We start from the raw sequence: 17,988 nt of genomic DNA on the forward strand, positions 1-17,988 counted from the left end.
AAGTAAACGGGTACCCTGGCTCGCATGGCCACCACACCCCGGACCCCCCTCCCCGACGCCCTGACCCTGGAGGTCGTCGAGCTGATCGGCGAGGTCGTGGCCCGCTTCTACGCGGACTACGAGGAGGCGGCCTCCGACCACGCCCTCACCGGCGCGCAGGCCCGTCTCCTGAGCCTCCTTTCCCTCGAACCGCTGCCCATGCGCAAGCTGGCCCAGAAGCTGAAGTGCGAGCCGTCCAACGTCACCGGCATCGTCGACCGCCTGGAGTCCCGGGGCCTGGTCGAGCGCCGCCCGGACCCGGCCGACCGCCGGGTGAAGCTGGCCGCGGCCACGGAGGAGGGGCGCAGGATCGCCAAGGGTCTGCGCGAGTCGCTGCGCTTCGCACGCGAGCCGCTGGCGGGGCTCGCGGAGGAGGAGCGGGTGGCGCTGCGGGGGCTGCTGCGGCGGATGCTGGAGGCGGAGACGAACAGCGTCTGACATCGCGTCGAACGGCGTACCGCTCCGGGATCACGCCCATTACGATGCGCTGCGCCGCACGTCGCGCACGACGTGGCGGGCGTTCGTTTCCAGAGGGGGATTCCTGTGTTCGTGCTGTCCGTTCTGCTGCTCATAGCGGCGGTCGCGCTGTTCTTCACCGGCCGCGGCCGCACCGGGGGCTGGAGGATCGGGGCGGCGCTCAGCGCCCTGGGGGGCGTGCTGTTCGGCGTCTTCTCCTGCGTGCACGTCGTGAGCGCGTACGAGGTCGGTGTGCCGGTGACCTTCGGCGAGGTCGGCACTCCGATGACCTCCGGCATCCAGTTCAAGTCGCCGTTCACCGAGGTCACGTCCTTCTCGACCCGGCCGGTCGACCTCAACCTCTACGACAAGGACGTGGTCGAGGTCCGCTCCTCGCAGGGCGGGGTGCTGTACGCGGACGTCACCATCAAGTGGGCGGTGGTGCCGGCGAAGGCGGTCGAGCTGTACCGGCTGGCGGGCACCGCGGAGGGCGTCCAGGCGCGGCTGGTGCTGCCGGACAGCCGCGAGATCATCCGCAACGTCTTCGCGAACCACACCAGCGAGGAGGGCTACGCCTCCGCCCGTGAGCAGATCGGCGCGGAGATCGCCGCGTCGGTCAAGGAGCGCCTGGCGCCGCGCGGGATCGACGTCACCGCGGTCAACCTGCGCAATGTGAAGCCGTCGGACAAGCTGCAGGACCAGATCGACAAGAAGATCCAGCAGGAGCAGGCCACCGAGCGGTCTCTGGAGGCGGCCCGCACGGCCAAGGCGGAGGCGGAGCGCAAGCGCATCGAGGCGGAGGGCATCGCCCGCGCCAACAAGATCATCGAGCGCTCGCTGAGCGACAAGGTCCTCTACAACCAGTGCCTGGAGGCCTACAAGGAGGCCGCCAAGGCCAACCCGGTGTACGCGGTCCCGTGCGGCACGGACTCCAACGGCACACCGGTGATCGTCGACACCGGCAAGAACTAGGTCGTGTCCGATGGGTCGCGTGACCCACCTCCTGGGGAATCGTTTCGGTCGTCGTGGGGCGGGGTGATCTTTCGGATGAGGAATGGGCTCGGCTGGAACCGCATCTGCCGAGGAGTGCGGGGCGGGGTGGGCGGTGGCAGTGCCATCGCCGGGTGATCAACGGGATTCTGTTCCGGCAGCGGACTGGCCTGCCCTGGCGGGATTTGCCGTCCCGTTTCGGGAAGTGGAAGACGGTGCATGACCGTCATCGCAGGTGGTCAGCAGACGGCACGTGGGAGAGGATCCTGCGGGCCGTCCAGGCCGACGCCGATGCCGAGGGCCTGATCGACTGGAGCATGGTCAGCGTGGACTCCACCTCCTGCCGGGCCCACCAGCACGCGGCGGGTGCTCGCTCCCGCCCGCCGAGAGTCCCCGGCAGACGAAGCACGCCGGTCCGGCATCGGACCGACGAGGCCCTGGGCCGTTCCAGAGGCGGTCTGACCTGCAAGATTCATTTGGCGGGCAAGAGCGGACGTCGCCCCCTCGCCTTCGTCATCACTCCCGGCCAGTGGGGAGATGCCCCACAGTTAATCCCCGTACTGGAACAGATCCGGGTTCCGCGGCCCGCTGGCGGACACCCGCGTACTCGGCCCGATCACCTCGGCGGCGACAAAGCCTATTCGTCGCGCCGCAACCGTCGCTATCTGCGGCGGCGCCAGATCAAGCACACGATCCCGGAGCCCAAGGACCAGCGTGCCAACCGCCAGCGGCGCGGCAGTAAGGGTGGCCGTCCGACCGGGTTCGACAGAGAGATCTACCGGCGCCGCAACGAAGTGGAGCGAACGATCAACCGGCTAAAGATCTTCCGTGCGGTCGCGACTCGTTACGACAAGAGAGCCTACGTCTTTCACGGGACGGTCACCGTGGCTTCGATCCGGCTCTGGCTGCGTAGGTAGGTTCGCTCGGCCCTACTCCAGCATGCGTTCGACGTCATCCGGGACCCAGGGGAAGGGGACGTTGGGCCATCGCGCGGCGGCCCACGCGTCGAGATCGACGGCGAGAACGGCATCGATGAAGACCTGCGGCGGTCGGTAGCCGTGTGTGGTGATGTAGTGCGTGATCAGGAACGGAGCGGCATAGGCGATGCCTGGCACGCCCGGGATTCGGACCTCCCCGTTCCCTTCCAGAGCCCCTTCCTCAGGACACAGGTCGCATTCGTGCACCCCAAGGCAGACATTCATCCACTGGACCTCCTGAACAGCCTTCAGCTTCTCCACGAACACTGCGGGGACCGTTCCAGTCGAGTACGGCTTGCCGGCTTCCAACCACCCGATGTTCAGGCGGGTGTACGCCGGGCGGTACCCGAGCGCGTAGAAGCCCGACTCCCTGTCCGTGAACTCATCCTCGTCCTGGTAGTCGTACTCGCTGAGATCTTCGTAGAACACCCGCACATCATCGCCGCATCGCTTCTTTGACGCTCAAGCGAGCTACGACCCATCGGACACCCCCTAGGTCGTGTCCGCCGGGCTCACCCGCTCACCTACTCGTCCGAGCCCGACCGGTCGCCGGAGTTCGAGCGCCGGCCCTTGCTGTCCATCGCGCGGAGCGCCTCCCCCGCGGCCAGCGTCACCGCGGCCACCGCGCGCACCCAGCGGGGGCCGCCGCGCGACGCCCACACGACACAGACGCATCCGCCGACGACGAGCACGAGCAGACCTGCCAGGGCGAGCATCTCCACGCTGTCCTCTTCCTCTGCTTCCTGGTGTGTGTCCTGGGTGCCGTGCGTCCTGTCCCGCTGCGGACCCCGCCGTCGTACACATCCGCCGGCGCGGCACCGGTTCCCGGATAATCCGTCGACACCGCGCCCGCCGGGCCGGCAGGCTCAACGCATGACCTACGGAATCGAGTACCGCACCGCTCGGTGAGCGGCCTGTACGACCACGCCCTGCGCCTGCTGCGCGAGTCCCCGGACGGGCTGCCGCCCCGGCGTGGTTTCCCCCTTCCCTGTCCACCCGAGACCCCCGACACGGCGCCGGCCCTCTCCCACGAGGCGATGCGGGCGGCCGTCCGGCAAGCGCTCGATCCGCTGCCGGAGGACTCCGGGACCGTGCACCGGCGTCTCGACTCGCTCGGCGTACGGCGGCGGCACCAGCGGACGGTCCGGGCCGTCGTCGCCGGCCTGGCCCTGTCCGGCCCGCAGCGGGACCGGGGCCGTTCGCTGGCGCGGGAACTGGTCCGGACCGGGACGACCGCCGCGGCCGTCACGGCGGGACTCGCCCTGCTCGCCCGTCTCGGCGAGCCCGAGGACGTGCCGTGCCTCATCGCCCTCGGACAGTTCCGGGACCTGTGCGGGGCCGCCGTCGAGGCCCTCGACGCCGTCGACCGGCGGCGGACCGTCCTCGCCGAGCTCGACGTCCTGCCCACCGACGCCCGCTTGCTCGGCGCCTCGACCGCCCGGCGGATCGCGGAAGCCGTCCTCCTGCCCGACCTGCTCGACCGGCACCCCTCGCACACCGGACTGCTCGCCCTGGCGGGCAGGCTCCTCGCCCGGATGGCCGGCGGGCGGGACGACTCCACCGAACTCCCGCTCTACCGGGACGCGTTGCGCCTGTACGAGACCGTTGTCCGCCGGGCCCGGCTCCTGCCTCCCACCGTCGGCCACCACGCCACCCTGCTCTCCCTCGCCCTGGACCTGAGCAGCGGGCCGGGTGTGCTGCTGGACTGGCCTCCGGGGCGGCGGAGCGCCCTGCTCGGGACGCTCGGGCGGCTGCTCGCGGAGCCGCGGTGGGCCGTCTCCGCGGACGACGTCGACAGCGACGAGCCCGAGCGGCGGCTGCGGGCCCGGTGGATCCGGCACACCCGGCGACGGCCGTTCGCGCTGCCCGCCGCACCCGGCCGGCTGCGCGTGGAGGTCGTCGTCGGGGACCCCGTGGACCGGGAACCCGTGGAGACCCGGATCCTCCTCGACGGACGGCCCCTCGTCCCGGCGGTCTTCCCCCTCGGACCCGCGCACAGCCCCGAATTGCTCCTGGAAGAGGGGCAGTTGCGGGCCGGCCCGCAGGCGCGGGAGGTGCAGCTGGCCGAAGCCTCCTGCACCGAGGGCTGCTGTGGCGCGCTCCACGTCACCATCCGCCGGGACGGGGACGAGGTGGTCTGGGAGAAATGGCGGCGGCCACCGCTGCCGGGCCTGGGGAGGAGCACGCCCGTGCTTCCCCCCGTCCGGTTCGACGCCGCCGCCTACGACGCCGAGATCGCCCGGGCGGAGGCCGACCTGGCCTGGTCCTGGCCGGCCCGCACTCTCGCCCGTCTCATCAGGAAGGGGCTGGTGGAGCGGCCGGAGTTGCTGAGCCGGTGGGACATGGAGCGGGGCTGGATCAGTACCGGATCCGCGGACCCGGACCACGCCGAGGTCCATCTCTGGTACCGGCCGGGGCTCGGTGCCGGGACGCCGGACGGGGATCCGCTCGTCTTCCGCTGGACCGTCCCGGACGACGGTACCCCGCCCGGCATCCAGGCCGCCGCCGCTCTCCGGCGGCTGTCCGAGGAGAATCCGGCGGGCTACGCCCGGGTGATCGCCGGCAGCCGCGGACGCGCCGAGGAACTCGGCTTCCCCTGGCCCTACGACCACTGAGGAGCCCTGACGCCCTGAGCGGTCCGGCGCACGGTGCCTGTGCGCCGGACCGCTCCGGTGCGCGACGTCCCGTCGGCTCAGGTCTTCCTGCGGGCCGTCATGAAGCGCTGGATCAGGATGAACGCGCACAGCAGCACACCGGTGGCGATCTTCGTCCACCAGGAGCTGAGCGTGCCCTCGAACTGGATGAGGCTCTTGATCAGGCCCAGCACGAGGACACCGAAGAGGGTGCCCAGGACGTAGCCGGAGCCACCCGTCAGGAGGGTGCCGCCGATGACGACCGCGGCGATCGCGTCGAGTTCCATGCCGGTGGCGTGCAGCGGGTCGCCGGACTGGATGTAGAGGGTGAAGAGGAGACCGGCGAGCGCCGAGCAGAAGCCGCTCACGGTGTACACGGCGATCTTCGTGCCGCCCTGCGGGAGACCCATCAGCAGGGCCGACTGCTCGTTGCCGCCGATGGCGTACACCCGGCGCCCGAAGCGGGTGTAGTGCAGGACGTAGAACGCCACGGCGAGGACGACCAGTGAGACGACCGCGCCGATCGACAGGAATCCCATCCCCAGCGAGACCTGCGCCTGGGCCATGCTGCTGACCGAGGAGTCACCGATGGAGATCGACTCCTTGCTGATGACCAGGCACAGGCCGCGGAAGAGGAAGAGACCGGCGAGGGTCACGATGAAGGGCTGGATCTCGAAGTTGTGGATCACATAGCCCATCAGGAAGCCGCCGAGGGCGCCCACGGCCAGCGCCATGGGGATCACGGCCACGATCGGCAGTCCCTGGCGCTCCACCAGCCAGGCCGTGAACATCGTCGTGAAGCCGATCACCGAGCCTACGGACAGGTCGATGCCGCCGGACAGGATGACGAAGGTGACCCCGACGGCGGCGACCAGCAGATAGCCGTTGTCGATGAACAGGTTCAGGAAGACCTGCGGTTCGGCGAACCCGTAGTACTGGTAGCGGCTCAGGCCCACGCCGTACATGACGAGGAAGAGCAGGGCCGTGGCCACCACGGGCAGGCGCCGGTCTTCGAGCAGCCGCGCGGCCCTGGACGGGGTGCGGCTGTCCGGGGCGGCCGGGGGGCTCTGGGTGGTCGTGCTCATCACGACACCTCCATCTTGGGAGCGGCCTCGGTCGCCGCGGCGGAGTCCGCCGGGGCCGCGGCCGGCTTGGCGCTTGCCCTCGTGCCGGGCCCGGCGCCGAACCTGGCGCCGAAGACCTTGGCGCGGAACTTCGGGGACTGCAGCAGGCAGACGACGATGACGACGGCGGCCTTGAAGACCAGGTTGGTCTGGGTCGGCACGCCGATGGTGTAGATCGTGGTGGTCAGGGTCTGGATGACGAGCGCGCCGACCACCGTGCCGCCGATGGAGAACCGGCCGCCCAGGAGCGAGGTGCCGCCGATCACCACGGCGAGGATCGCGTCGAGCTCGATCCACAGGCCGGCGTTGTTGCCGTCGGCCGCCGAGGTGTTGGAGCTGATCATCAGGCCCGCGATGCCGGCGCACAGCGCGCAGAACATATAGACCATGATCTTGATGCGCCGGGACCTGATGCCGACCAGCCGGCTGGCCTCGGCGTTGCCGCCGACCGCCTCGACGAGCAGGCCGAGCGCGGTGCGGCGGGTCAGCGCCACGGTGACGGCCACGACGACGGCCACCACGAAGATCGAGAAGGGCAGCGTCAGCCAGTAGCCGCCGCCGATCAGCTTGTACGGCTCGCTGTTGACGGTGATGATCTGGCCGTCGGTGATCAGCTGGGCGACACCGCGTCCGGCGACCATGATGATCAGCGTGGCGATGATCGGCTGGATGCCCATCCGGGCCACCAGGAAGCCGTTCCACAGACCGCAGACCACCGCGGCCAGCAGACCCAGGCCCATGGCGAGCAGCACCCCGGACAGGGCGCCCTGGTCGGCCTGGTCGCTGATGTACGAGCAGGCCAGTGCCCCGGTGATGGCGACCACGGCGCCGACGGAGAGGTCGATGCCGCCGGTGGCGATGACCACGGTCATGCCGACCGCCACCAGGATGAGGGGCGATCCGAACAGCACGATCGAGACGAGGCTGCCGTAGAGGTGGCCGTCCGTCATCTTGATCGAGAAGAAGTCGGGGGTGAACGGGACGTTGACGAGCAGCAGGACGATCAGGACCGCGACCGGCCAGAACAGGTGGTGGTGCGTCAGTGCTCGCCAGCGGGAGGTGGTGGTCACTGGTGTTCTCCGCTCGCGATGGTCTCGAGGATCTTGCTCGTGGTGATCTCGGGCCCGTTGGTGATCCGGGCCACCAGCCGGCGGTCCCGCAGCACTCCGATGGTGTGGCTGAGCCGGAGGACCTCCTCCAGCTCGGCCGCGATGTACAGGACGGACATGCCGTCCTCGGAGAGCGAGACGACGAGCTTCTGGATCTCCGCCTTCGCGCCGATGTCGATGCCGCGCGTCGGCTCGTCCAGGATCAGCAGCTTGGGCTGGGTGATCAGCCAGCGGGCCAGCAGCACCTTCTGCTGGTTGCCGCCGCTGAGCTGGCCGACCCTGGCCTCGGGGTTGGCGGGGCGGATGTCCAGCGCCTTGATGTACTTGGCGACGAGTTCGTCGCGCTGGGCGGCCGGGATGGGCCGGGTCCAGCCGCGTGCGGCCTGCAGGGCCAGGATTATGTTCTCCCGCACCGTCAGATCGGGCACCAGGCCCTCGGTCTTGCGGTTCTCCGAGCAGAACGCGACACCGGCGCCGATGGCGTCGTTCGGGGCGCTCATCGAGACCGGCCGGCCGGCGACGGACACCTTGCCGCTGTCCGGCTGGTCGGCGCCGAAGAGCAGCCGGGCGAGTTCGGTGCGGCCCGATCCGAGCAGACCGGCGAGCCCGATCACCTCGCCCTTCTTGATCTCCAGGTCGAACGGGGCGATGCCGCCGGTCCTGCCGAGGCCGTCCGCCTTCAGCAGCGTGTCGCCCACGTCGGAGTGCAGCTGGTGGTCGTGGAGCTCCTCCAGCTGGCCCATGGCCTTGCCGAGCATGAGCTGGACGAGCCCGACCTGGTCGAGGTCGCTCACCATGTGCTCGCCGACGAGGGTGCCGTTGCGCAGCACGGTCATCCGGTCGCAGACCTCGTAGATCTGGTCGAGGAAGTGCGAGACGAACAGGATCGCGACGCCCTCGTCCTTCAACCGCCGCATCAGGGAGAACAGTTGGAGGACCTCGTCGCGGTCGAGGCTGGACGTCGGCTCGTCGAGGATCAGCACCTTGGTGCCCGAGCCCTCGCCGTCGCTGTCGCCGGTGCCCAACGACCGTACGATCGCGACCAGTTGCTGCACCGCCAGCGGGTACGAGGACAGGGGCGCGGTGACGTCGATGTCGAGGCCGAGCCGGTCCACCAGCTCCGCCGCCTCCTGACGCAGCCGCTTCCACTGGATGCGGCCCATCCGGGTCGGTTCGCGCCCGATGAAGATGTTCTCCGCCACCGACAGGTTCGGGCAGAGGTTGACCTCCTGGTAGACGGTGCTGATGCCGGCCTGCTGGGCCTGCAGCGGGCTGGCGAACCGGACGGGCCTCCCGTCGAGGGTGATCGTGCCGCCGTCCAGGGAGTGGACCCCCGTCAGCACCTTGATGAGGGTGGACTTGCCCGCGCCGTTCTCGCCCATCAGGGCGTGGATCTCGCCGGGGAAGAGCCGGAAGTCGACGTCCGACAGAGCCCGTACCCCCGGGAACTCTTTGACTATGCCCGTCATTTCCAGGACGGGCCGCGGCTCTGCCATGGCAGCGCTCCTCATGAGAGTGGTTCAGGCCGCAGGGAGCCCCGGGACCGATGACCCGGTCGGACGGAGGCTCCCTGCCGGTGGGTGCCGTCGGTCAGTACTTGCGGGTCGGGAGCGCGGCCTTGGCCTGGTCCTGCATGAAGTCGCTCTCCTCGGTCTTGATCCAGCGCTCGACCGTCTCGCCGTCCTTGACCTTCTTGACGACGTCCATCAGCTGGGGGCCGAGCAGCGGGTTGCACTCGACGATGGCGTTGATCTTGCCCTCGGACATGGCCACGAAGCCGTCCTTCACGCCGTCGATGGAGACGATCAGGATGTCCTTGCCGGGCTTCTTGCCCGCCGCCTCGATGGACTGGATGGCGCCGATGGCCATGTCGTCGTTGTGCGCGAAGAGCACGTTGACGTCCGGGTTGGACTGCAGGAAGGCCGCCATGACCTGCTTGCCGCCGGCGCGGGTGAAGTCACCGGTCTGGCTGACGACGATCTTCCAGTCGTCCGCGTGGTCGGCGTCCATGACCTCCTTGAAGCCCTTGGCGCGCTCGATCGCGGGGGCGGCGCCGGTGGTGCCCTCCAGCTGGGCGATCTTCACCGCGCCCTTGAGACCGGCCTTCGCGATGACCTTCTCGAGGATCTTGGCGGCGCGGCGGCCCTCGTCGGTGAAGTCGGAGCCGACCAGGGTGACGTACAGGGACTCGTCGGAGGTCTCCACCGAGCGGTCGGTGAGGACCACCGGGATCTTCGCGGCCTTGGCCTCCTTGAGCACCGCGTCCCAGCCGGTGACGACGACCGGCGAGAAGGCGATGACGTCGACCTTCTGCGCGATGTAGCTGCGGATCGCGGAGATCTGGTTCTCCTGCTTCTGCTGGGCGTCGGAGAACTTGAGGGTGTAGCCCGCCTCCTTGGCCGCGTCCTTCACCGAGGTGGTGTTGGCGCTGCGCCAGCCGCTCTCCGAGCCGACCTGGGAGAAGCCGAGCGTGATCGTCTTGCTGCCGTCCCCGGAGGAGGAGCCGGAAGAGCTCTCGTCCTTCTTGGCACAGGCCGCCAGGCCGCCCGCGGCCGCCACGCCGACCGCCGCGGTGAGGAAGTTCCTTCTGCTGAGCATGTTCTTCTCCTTTGAAGAGCCGGCCCGGGGAGGACCTGCTGGTACTCGATGCGACCGGCCGCTGTACGTCCAGCCTGTCGATCACTGTTCGGCATTTCGGCCACACGTCTGGCCGAAGACGGCCGGTGGGTCCGTCAGAGGGGTACGCCCTCCGGTTGAGCGGTGTGCGGGAAGGTGCTCGCACGGACGACGAGTTGGGGTTCGATCGCGATCCGGGGCGTGTCGGCGGGTGGCCGGCCCTCGATCAGCTCCAGGAGCAGCGCGATCCCTTGCTTGCCCACCGCCGCGAAGTCCTGCCGGACGGTGGTGAGCGGTGGAGCGAAGAACTCCGACTCCGGGATGTCGTCGAAGCCGACCACCGCGACGTCCTGGGGAGTCCGGACGCCGGCCTCCCGCAGGGCCCGCAACACCCCCAGTGCCATCTGGTCGTTGGCGACGAAGACTGCGGTCAGCCCCCGGCCCACCCAGCCGGCCAGTTCCTGGCCCGCACGGTAGCCCGACAGCGGACTCCAGTCCCCGCGCAGCAGCATGGGCGGCTCGACGCCCGCCGCTTCGAGGGTCGCCCGCCAGCCGGCGGCCCGGTCGGCCGCCTCCTGCCAGTCCTCGGGCCCGGCGAGATGCCAGACCCTGCGGTGGCCGGCGGCCAGCAGATGCCCCGTGGCCAGCCGCGCGCCCAGGCGCTGGTCCACGCTGACGCTGGGGATGTCCACGCCCGGTGCGCTGCCCACGATGACCACGGGGAACGGATGGCGGAGCCCGGCCAGGGCGTCCACCGCCGACCGTTGCGGGGCGATGGCGACCACTCCCTCCACCCCGCCCTCACTGAGGTGGTCCAGGGCTTCGGACAGCTTCTCCACGGTCAGTTCGCGCAGACTGACCGTCGAGACGAGATACCCCTCGGCGCGCGCCGCCTCCTCGAGCGCGAACAGCGTGCTGGCCGGTCCGAAGAGGGTGGTGTCGGAGGCCACGACACCCAGGGTGCGGGTGCGCCGGGTCGCGAGGGCCCGTGCGGAGGAGTTGCGGCGGTAGCCCATCTCCTCGATCGCGCGCAGCACCCTGGCCCGGGTCTCGTCCCGCACGTTGGGGTGATCCCCCAGCACGCGGGACACGGTCTGGTGGGACACGCCGGCCTGGCGTGCCACGTCGGCCATGGTGGGCGGCCGAAGCTGCGTGTGCGTCACGGCCGCACCTCCTTGGCGCTGGTCTGCCGATAAGTCCTGCGGGGTGGACGGACGATTCCGCGGCGCCGACCTCACGCCGGGTTCCCGGACGGTCCAACGGCCCAGGCGGGCTCGACGAGTTGGGGCACTCTGGGCACGACGCTCGTAACTCCCCGGCTGGCGCTGGACCTTGACTGGTGAATGCGGAGGTCATTGTGAGCGCTAACAATTCACGGCGGTCAAGAGGGCTGCAACGGAAGGCCGTCACGGTTGGATAACGCGCCCGGTGGCGGCGGCCCGTCCCGACCGGGTCCGCGACCCCGTCGGCAGGCCCGTCCGCCCAGGTCGGCGCCATGATCCCGGCGGCGCGAGGCGGCCCCGCCGAGCGGCGGGCCGGCGCCCGACCCGACAGGGCGCACTCGCCCCGGCCCCCGGGGCAGGCGTGCCGCCGGGACGACCGGCACGCCGTCGTGGACAGAACCGTCCAGCCGGCCGCCGACCGCTCAACACCCCACACGACAAGCACCCATCCGGCCGGCCCGGCGCAGACTCACCCGGCCCGCACGCCGCAGGCCCGTCCGGCCCGTAGGGCGCAGGCTCATCCGGCCCGTAGGGCGCAGGCTCGTCCCACCCGTACGGCGAACGCCCGTCCCGGGCCGCGCGGCGTAGGCTCGTCCGTCCCGCACGACGAAGACCCGTCCGAGCGCACGGCGGACGCCCGTCCCGGCCCACGCGGCGGACGGGCTCGCCCAGCCCGCACGGCCCCCGCCCGCCCGGCCCACACGGCGCAAGCCCGTCCGGCCTGCAGGGCAGACGCCCGTCCCGGCCCACGGCAGTGCCTCGCCCGGCCCACACGGCGAACGCCCGTCCCGCCCGCAGGGCAAAGGCCCGCCCGGCCTCACGGCGAAGGCCCACCCGGCCCGCGCGGTGTGGGCCCGCGCGGGCGCACGGCGAATCCCGCCCGCAGGGCAAGGCCCGCCCGCCCGCACGGCGAAGACTCACCCGGCCCACGCGGCATGGGCCCGCGCGGGCGCACGGCGAATCCCGCCCGCAGGGCAAAGGCCCGTCCGCCCGCACGGCAAAGGCCCACCCGGCCCACGCGGCGTGGGCCCGCGCGGGCGCACGGCGAACGCCCGTCCCGCCCGCAGGGCAATGGGCCGCGTCGGCTCGGCGTGTCCGCGGGAGCGCCAGGGTGCTAGGAGCACCACCACAGGACGCGGGTGCAGGTCTGCGACGGTGACGGTTGCGGGGACGGGTCCGACGACGTCGGGCCGGCGGTCGGGGTGGAGCCGGAGCCCGCCGGGTCGGTCGAGCCGGAGGCCGGCGCCGAGGAGGCGGGCAGGGTGGCCGACTGGGCTTCCCCGTCCGGGGCCCGCGTGGCGTCGTCCTCGCCGGCCGGCGACTTCGACGCGGACGGGGAGGCGGAGGCCGAGGGGGACGGTGAGCCCTTGTCCCCACCGGTGCTGTTCCTGTCGTCCAGGGGCTGTGCGGACGTGCTCGGTTCGGTCGTCGAGTCGTCGACCTCCGAGGACTCGCCCCCGGCCGCCGCCGGGTTCGGGGAGGAGTTGAACCCCGGTGCGTCCACGCCGAGTTCGGCCAGGCTGAGGCCGCCCGCGGCCAGCACGAAACCGGCGGTGATCAGCACCGTGCGTCTGCGGCGCCGGCGGTGGACCGCGGCCTTGCGGTCACGGCGGCTCGCGTCGGCCTCGCCGGGTCCGGCGGGGCCGTCGTCGGCCGGTCCGCGTCCTCGGCCCCGGTCGCCCCGGCCCCGCTCCCGGCGGCGCGCGGCGCGGCCCCGCGGCCCGTCGCCCTCGCCCTCGCGGTCGCCGTCGCCGTCACCCTCGTGCGCGAGCTCGTCGGCGGCGGACTCCGGCTCCTCCTGGCGGAACGTTTCCTGAGTCCCGTACGGCTCGCCGGACCCGTACGCCTCCTGGGCGCCGTACGGGTCGGCGGCGCCGTACGGCTGCGGCACGGGGGTGTCCTGGGCGTACGGCTCCGGCGCGTAGCCGTCCTCGGGATACGCGCGTAGCTGGTCGGCAGGTGCGCCGCACCCCGCGCAGGCGAGGGCGCCGTTGAGGTGCCGTCGGCACGGGTGGCAGTAGTCCATGACGCGGGAAGACTAAGTTCCCGGACGGTCACGTTCCTAGGGTCGCCTGTGAAAGTTGTGTGGGAAACCGGCCATACCGGCGCGGCGGCTTGAGTGACCTGTCGCACACCGCCGGATCACGCATTCTCGAAAGGGCGTCGAAACTGTCGAAACCGTTACTCGTTCGACCCATTGACACTCCGCTCACGCGGTACTTACTGTCTGCCCAGCATTTCGAACAGGTGACGAAATCTCGAACAGCCGAAGGGTAACTTCCGTGCGCATCACCGGAATCAGCACGCACGTGGTCGGGACGCCATGGCGGAACCTGACCTACGTCCTCGTGCACACCGACGAGGGCATCACGGGTGTCGGGGAGACCCGCATGCTGGGTCACACCGACGCGCTGATCGGCTATCTGAGAGAGGCCGAGGCGAACCACATTCTCGGCTCGGACCCATTCACTGTCGAGGACCTCACGCGCCGTATGAAGTACGGCGACTACGGGCGGGCCGGCGAGATCGTGATGTCCGGCATCGCCGTCGTCGAGATGGCCTGCTGGGACATCAAGGGCAAGGCCCTGGGCGTCCCCGTCTGGCAGCTGCTCGGCGGCAAGGTCACCGACAAGGTCAAGGCCTACGCCAACGGCTGGTACACCACCGAGCGGACCCCGGAGGCCTACCACAAGGCCGCCCAGGGGGTCATGGAGCGCGGCTACAAGGCCCTCAAGATCGACCCCTTCGGCACCGGCCACTTCGAGCTCGACCACCAGCAGACCCTGTACGCCGTCTCGCTGATCGAGGCCGTACGGGACGCCATCGGGCCGGACGCCGAGCTGATGCTGGAGATGCACGGCCGCTTCTCCCCCGCCACCGCCGTCCGGCTGGCCAAGGAGCTCGCGCCCTTCAAGCCCGCCTGGCTGGAGGAGCCCTGCCCGCCGGAGAACCTGAAGGCCCTGGAGAAGGTCGCCGCCAAGGTCGACATCCCCGTCGCCACGGGTGAGCGCATCCACGACCGCATCGAGTTCCGCGAGCTGTTCGAGAGCCAGGCCGTCGACATCATCCAGCCGGACGTCGGCCACATCGGCGGCATCTGGGAGACCCGGAAGCTCGCCGCCACCGCCGAGACGCACTACATGCTCGTCGCCCCGCACAACGTGGGTGGCTCCGTTCTCACCGCCGCCTCCCTCCAGGTCGGTTTCACCTCCCCCAACTTCAAGATCCTCGAGCACTTCAACGACTTCGCCGACGCGGAGATCAAGAAGGTCGTCAAGGGCGCGCCCGAGGTGATCGACGGATACTTCCACCTCTCCGACGCGCCCGGTCTCGGCGTGGAGCTGGACGTCGACGCCGCCGCCGAGTTCCCGCAGCAGCAGGCTCGCTTCGACCTGTGGGCCGAGGGCTGGGAGCAGCGCAAGCCCAAGGGCACGCAGTGAGCACGGCCGTCGTCGTCGAGTCGCCCGGCGAGCACCGGCTCGTCGAGCACACCCCTCGCGAGCCCGGCCCCGGCGAGGCGCTCGTACGCGTCCACGCCGTCGGCATCTGCGGCAGCGACCGCGAGGTGTACCAGGGCAACCGGCCCGAGGGGTACGTCCGTTACCCCCTCACCCCCGGCCACGAGTGGTCGGGGACGGTCCAGTCCGTGGGCCCCGGTGTCCCCGCCTCCCTCGTCGGCCGCAAGGTCGTCGGCGAGGGCTTCAGGAACTGCCAGGTGTGCGACCGCTGCCACGCGGGCGAGACGACGCTGTGCACGGACGGGTACGAGGAGACCGGCTTCACCCAGCCGGGAGCGATGGCCGCCACCCTCACCCTCCCGGCCCGGCTCCTGCACACCCTCCCGGACGACGCCGACCTCACGGCGGCCGCGCTCCTGGAGCCCGCCGCCTGCATCGCGGCCGCCGCGATCAAGGCGCACGCCCTGCCGGGCGAGAAGGTCGCGGTCGTCGGCACCGGCACGCTGGGCATGTTCGCCGTCCAGTTCCTGAAGGCCGGCTCGCCGGCCGAGCTGCTGGTCGTGGGCACGCGGGGCGACCGGGAGACGCTGTCCCGGCAGTTCGGGGCCACCGACTTCCGGACCAGGGACCAGGAGCTCCCGGACGACTTCGACGTCGTCATCGAGACCGCCGGGTCCGCCTCCGCCGCGCAGACCGCCGCCTCGCTGCTGAGGCGCGGCGGCCGGCTGGTCCTCACGGGGATCCCGGCGCCGGGTGCCGACGGGCTCGACCCGACCGACCTGGTCGTACGGCAGCTGGAGGTGCACACCGTCTTCGGCGCGCCGCCGGACGCGTGGTCGCACACCGTCCGGGTGTTCGGGGCCGGGCTGCTGGACCCGCTGCCGCTGGTCACGCACGAGTTGCCGCTCGCCGAGTTCTCCGAGGCCATCGAGCTGGTGGGATCCGGCGATCCGAAGGTGGGCAAGGTGCTGCTCCGACCCTAGGAAGCCCGGTCGTACGCCGGGCGACACCCCTGGCCGTACGCCGGTACGGGGGCGACCTGACGGCCCCCGTGCCGGCGTACACCCAAGCTCCGCACGCCAAGAGCCGCGAACCTTGACCGAAATATCGAACACGAAGGACGGCATGTGACCACCGACGCTTCCGCCACGGCAGCCCGCAGGCCCGGTGAGCAGGCGCTCGCCGCGCTCGGCCTCGGCGCGCCCGCCCTCGACCCCGCCGACACCTCACCCCACACCTTCCCGGGCGGCGGCCGCTGGCGCACCGAGGTCCCTTCGTGCGAGGGTCCCGAAGCGCTGGCCGTCATCCTCAAGGAGGCCTCGCGGCTCGACGTGCCGATCCACCGGATCAGCCAGGGCAGCGGCGTGTGGATGCTGACCGACGCCGAGATCACCGAGATGGTCGAGGCGACCGGCGAGCGGGACATCGAGCTGTGCCTGTTCACCGGCCCGCGCGGCACGTGGGACATCGGCGGCTCCACCCGGACCGACTCGCGCGGCGGGGGCCTCAGGGCCCGCGGGCACGACGCCGTCGCCGGGTGTGTCGAGGACGCCGTCCGGGCGACCGAGCTGGGCGTCAAGTGCCTGCTCGTCGCCGACGAGGGCGTGCTGTGGACGCTGCACCGGGCCCGCGCGGCCGGCATCGTCCCGGCCGACACGACGCTGAAGGTCTCGGCGCTCATCGGCCCCGTGAACCCGGCCTCCTACGCGGTCTACGAACGTCTCGGAGCCGACTCGGTCAACGTGCCCAGCGATCTGACGCTGGATCATCTCACCGAGATCCGCCGGGCGTCCGGCGCTCCCATGGACATGTACATCGAGGCCCCCGACGATCTCGGCGGCTACATCCGGATGTACGAGGTCGCCGAGCTGATCCGGCGCGGCGCACCGCTCTACCTGAAGTTCGGCCTGTCCAAGGCCCCGGGGATCTACCCCTACGGGCACCACATGCGGGATCTCACCCTGTCCACGGCCCGGGAGCGGGTGCGGCGCGGCCGGCTCGCCCTCGATCTGCTCGCCCGGCACGGAGCGGACGGCGACATGGCGCCGCTCGGCTCGCGGCTGCCCGGCGAACTGAACAGGTTCGACATCCCGTCATAACGTTCCGGAAACCCCGCTTCACAGAAGCCGACACAGGCACGCAGAATCCCACACATCTGTTCTCGGTCTTTCCATGCGCCACCTTCGGCAGCGTCCTGGCCCAGCGAGACCGAGCCCTGCACACACATCAAGGATGATGATCATGCGTAACCGCAGAGCCGCACTCGCCGCCATAGCCGGAGCCGCCTCCCTCGCCCTGACCCTCTCCGCCTGCGGCCAGAACAGCGAGGGCGGCAGCAAGGAGGACAAGGGCAGTGCCAAGGGCGGCACCATCGGCATCGCGATGCCGACCAAGTCCTCCGAGCGGTGGATCGCCGACGGCAACAACGTCGTCAAGAACCTCAAGGCCGCCGGTTACAAGACCAGCCTGGTCTTCGGCGAGGACGACCCCGACCAGCAGGTCTCCCAGATCGAGAACCTGATCACGCAGGGCGTCAAGGCGCTGATCGTCGCGGCCATCGACAACAAGTCCCTGAACAACGTCCTCCAGCAGGCCGCCGACGCCAAGATCCCGGTCATCGCCTACGACCGCCTCATCCTCGGCACGCCGAACGTCGACTACTACGCCTCCTTCGACAACACCAAGGTCGGCGAGCTCCAGGCCAACTACATCGTCGACAAGCTGGGTCTGAAGAGCGGCAAGGGCCCCTTCAACATCGAGCTGTTCGCCGGCTCCAACGACGACAACAACACCAAGTACTTCTTCAACGGCGCGATGAGCGTGCTCCAGCCGTACATCGACAGCAAGAAGCTCGTCGTCCAGTCCGGCCAGACCGGCCTCACCCAGGTGACGACCCTGCGCTGGGACGGCGCCACCGCCCAGAAGCGCATGGACGACATCCTCACCAAGTCGTACTCGAGCAAGAAGGTCGACGCGGTCCTCTCGCCGTACGACGGCATCTCCATCGGCATCCTCTCCGCGCTGAAGTCGGACGACTACGGCTCCAAGAGCAAGCCGCTGCCGGTCCTCACCGGCCAGGACGCCGAGCTGGCGTCGGTGAAGTCGATCATCGCGGGCGAGCAGACGATGACCGTCTACAAGGACACCCGTGAGCTGGCCAAGGTCGCCGCGAACATGGTGGACGCGGTCCTCAACGGCAAGAAGCCGGAGACCAACGACACCAAGACCTACGACAACGGCTCGAAGGTCGTCCCCGCCTACCTGCTGGAGCCGGTGAGCGTCGACAAGACCAACTACCAGAAGGTCCTGGTCGACGGCGGCTACTACACGGCCGACCAGCTCAAGTAAGCGTCGACCCTTACG

16 protein-coding genes are annotated in these 17,988 nt (G+C 70.6%); 8 read left to right on the plus strand and 8 right to left on the minus strand.

The window, feature by feature from the left end:
• Positions 1 to 24: 24 nt before the first annotated feature.
• From ACFY2L_RS03415 to ACFY2L_RS03425, 3 genes are all read left to right on the plus strand, one after another.
• Positions 25 to 477 (plus strand): MarR family winged helix-turn-helix transcriptional regulator, encoded by a 453-nt coding sequence (locus tag ACFY2L_RS03415; RefSeq protein WP_390655535.1) that lies wholly within the window; start codon positions 25 to 27, stop codon positions 475 to 477.
• 111 nt (positions 478 to 588) lie between these two features.
• A complete protein-coding gene (locus ACFY2L_RS03420; protein ID WP_390821353.1) occupies positions 589 to 1,467 on the plus strand; it encodes a prohibitin family protein in 879 nt (292 codons plus the stop codon).
• Positions 1,468 to 1,520: 53 nt separating this feature from the next.
• Positions 1,521 to 2,402, plus strand: a complete 882-nt coding sequence (locus tag ACFY2L_RS03425) for an IS5 family transposase (RefSeq protein ID WP_390821354.1) — start codon at positions 1,521 to 1,523, stop codon at positions 2,400 to 2,402.
• Between the two features lie 12 nt (positions 2,403 to 2,414).
• Here the strand turns inward: ACFY2L_RS03425 and ACFY2L_RS03430 are convergent, their stop codons facing one another.
• Together ACFY2L_RS03430 and ACFY2L_RS03435 are read right to left on the minus strand one after the other, a co-directional pair.
• Entirely contained in the window at positions 2,415 to 2,891 is a 477-nt protein-coding gene (locus ACFY2L_RS03430; protein WP_390821355.1) for a hypothetical protein, read from the minus strand.
• A 95-nt stretch (positions 2,892 to 2,986) separates the two neighbouring features.
• Complete coding sequence (locus tag ACFY2L_RS03435; RefSeq protein WP_390656177.1) at positions 2,987 to 3,178, minus strand: hypothetical protein; 192 nt, start codon at positions 3,176 to 3,178, stop codon at positions 2,987 to 2,989.
• Positions 3,179 to 3,367: 189 nt separating this feature from the next.
• Here ACFY2L_RS03435 and ACFY2L_RS03440 point away from each other — a divergent pair, with 189 nt between their 5' ends.
• Positions 3,368 to 5,077, plus strand: coding sequence for a hypothetical protein (locus ACFY2L_RS03440; RefSeq protein WP_390821356.1), 1,710 nt, complete (start codon positions 3,368 to 3,370; stop codon positions 5,075 to 5,077).
• Between the two features lie 77 nt (positions 5,078 to 5,154).
• Here the strand turns inward: ACFY2L_RS03440 and yjfF are convergent, their stop codons facing one another.
• The 6 genes from yjfF to ACFY2L_RS03470 all read right to left on the minus strand — a co-directional run bounded on the left by yjfF (position 5,155) and on the right by ACFY2L_RS03470 (position 13,193).
• Entirely contained in the window at positions 5,155 to 6,180 is a 1,026-nt protein-coding gene (gene yjfF, locus ACFY2L_RS03445; RefSeq protein ID WP_390655532.1) for a galactofuranose ABC transporter, permease protein YjfF, read from the minus strand.
• Positions 6,180 to 7,289, minus strand: a complete 1,110-nt coding sequence (locus ACFY2L_RS03450; protein WP_390821357.1) for an ABC transporter permease — start codon at positions 7,287 to 7,289, stop codon at positions 6,180 to 6,182. Before ACFY2L_RS03450 ends, yjfF begins: the two co-directional genes overlap by 1 nt.
• Entirely contained in the window at positions 7,286 to 8,824 is a 1,539-nt protein-coding gene (locus ACFY2L_RS03455; protein ID WP_390655530.1) for a sugar ABC transporter ATP-binding protein, read from the minus strand. The genes ACFY2L_RS03450 and ACFY2L_RS03455 overlap by 4 nt, the downstream gene beginning before the upstream one ends.
• Before the next feature lie 94 nt (positions 8,825 to 8,918).
• Entirely contained in the window at positions 8,919 to 9,926 is a 1,008-nt protein-coding gene (locus ACFY2L_RS03460; RefSeq protein ID WP_390655529.1) for an ABC transporter substrate-binding protein, read from the minus strand.
• Positions 9,927 to 10,060: 134 nt separating this feature from the next.
• Positions 10,061 to 11,107, minus strand: coding sequence for a LacI family DNA-binding transcriptional regulator (locus ACFY2L_RS03465; RefSeq protein WP_390655528.1), 1,047 nt, complete (start codon positions 11,105 to 11,107; stop codon positions 10,061 to 10,063).
• 1,174 nt (positions 11,108 to 12,281) lie between these two features.
• Entirely contained in the window at positions 12,282 to 13,193 is a 912-nt protein-coding gene (locus ACFY2L_RS03470) for a hypothetical protein (protein WP_390821358.1), read from the minus strand.
• Between the two features lie 256 nt (positions 13,194 to 13,449).
• Between ACFY2L_RS03470 and ACFY2L_RS03475 the strand changes: the two genes are divergently transcribed.
• From ACFY2L_RS03475 to chvE, 4 genes are all read left to right on the plus strand, one after another.
• The gene (locus ACFY2L_RS03475) at positions 13,450 to 14,607 is read left to right on the plus strand and encodes a mandelate racemase/muconate lactonizing enzyme family protein (RefSeq protein WP_390821359.1); all 1,158 of its coding nucleotides are present in this window, start codon (positions 13,450 to 13,452) and stop codon (positions 14,605 to 14,607) included.
• The gene (locus tag ACFY2L_RS03480; protein ID WP_390655525.1) at positions 14,604 to 15,608 is read left to right on the plus strand and encodes a zinc-binding dehydrogenase; all 1,005 of its coding nucleotides are present in this window, start codon (positions 14,604 to 14,606) and stop codon (positions 15,606 to 15,608) included. The genes ACFY2L_RS03475 and ACFY2L_RS03480 overlap by 4 nt, the downstream gene beginning before the upstream one ends.
• Before the next feature lie 144 nt (positions 15,609 to 15,752).
• Positions 15,753 to 16,724, plus strand: coding sequence for a hypothetical protein (locus ACFY2L_RS03485; protein ID WP_390655524.1), 972 nt, complete (start codon positions 15,753 to 15,755; stop codon positions 16,722 to 16,724).
• Between the two features lie 142 nt (positions 16,725 to 16,866).
• Complete coding sequence (gene chvE, locus ACFY2L_RS03490) at positions 16,867 to 17,973, plus strand: multiple monosaccharide ABC transporter substrate-binding protein (RefSeq protein WP_390655523.1); 1,107 nt, start codon at positions 16,867 to 16,869, stop codon at positions 17,971 to 17,973.
• Positions 17,974 to 17,988 lie beyond the last annotated feature (15 nt).

The organism is Streptomyces sp. NPDC001381 (assembly GCF_042895685.1).
GTDB lineage: Bacteria > Actinomycetota > Actinomycetes > Streptomycetales > Streptomycetaceae > Streptomyces.

What these genes read in the sequence shown, in the direction of transcription:
- ACFY2L_RS03415 (WP_390655535.1), top strand. Translation starts at nt 25, where the DNA reads ATGGCCACCACACCCCGGACCCCCCTCCCCGACGCCCTGACCCTGGAG.
- ACFY2L_RS03435 (WP_390656177.1), bottom strand. Translation starts at nt 3,178, where the DNA reads ATGCTCGCCCTGGCAGGTCTGCTCGTGCTCGTCGTCGGCGGATGCGTC.
- yjfF (WP_390655532.1), bottom strand. Translation starts at nt 6,180, where the DNA reads ATGAGCACGACCACCCAGAGCCCCCCGGCCGCCCCGGACAGCCGCACC.
- ACFY2L_RS03455 (WP_390655530.1), bottom strand. Translation starts at nt 8,824, where the DNA reads ATGGCAGAGCCGCGGCCCGTCCTGGAAATGACGGGCATAGTCAAAGAG.
- ACFY2L_RS03460 (WP_390655529.1), bottom strand. Translation starts at nt 9,926, where the DNA reads ATGCTCAGCAGAAGGAACTTCCTCACCGCGGCGGTCGGCGTGGCGGCC.
- ACFY2L_RS03470 (WP_390821358.1), bottom strand. Translation starts at nt 13,193, where the DNA reads ATGGACTACTGCCACCCGTGCCGACGGCACCTCAACGGCGCCCTCGCC.
- chvE (WP_390655523.1), top strand. Translation starts at nt 16,867, where the DNA reads ATGCGTAACCGCAGAGCCGCACTCGCCGCCATAGCCGGAGCCGCCTCC.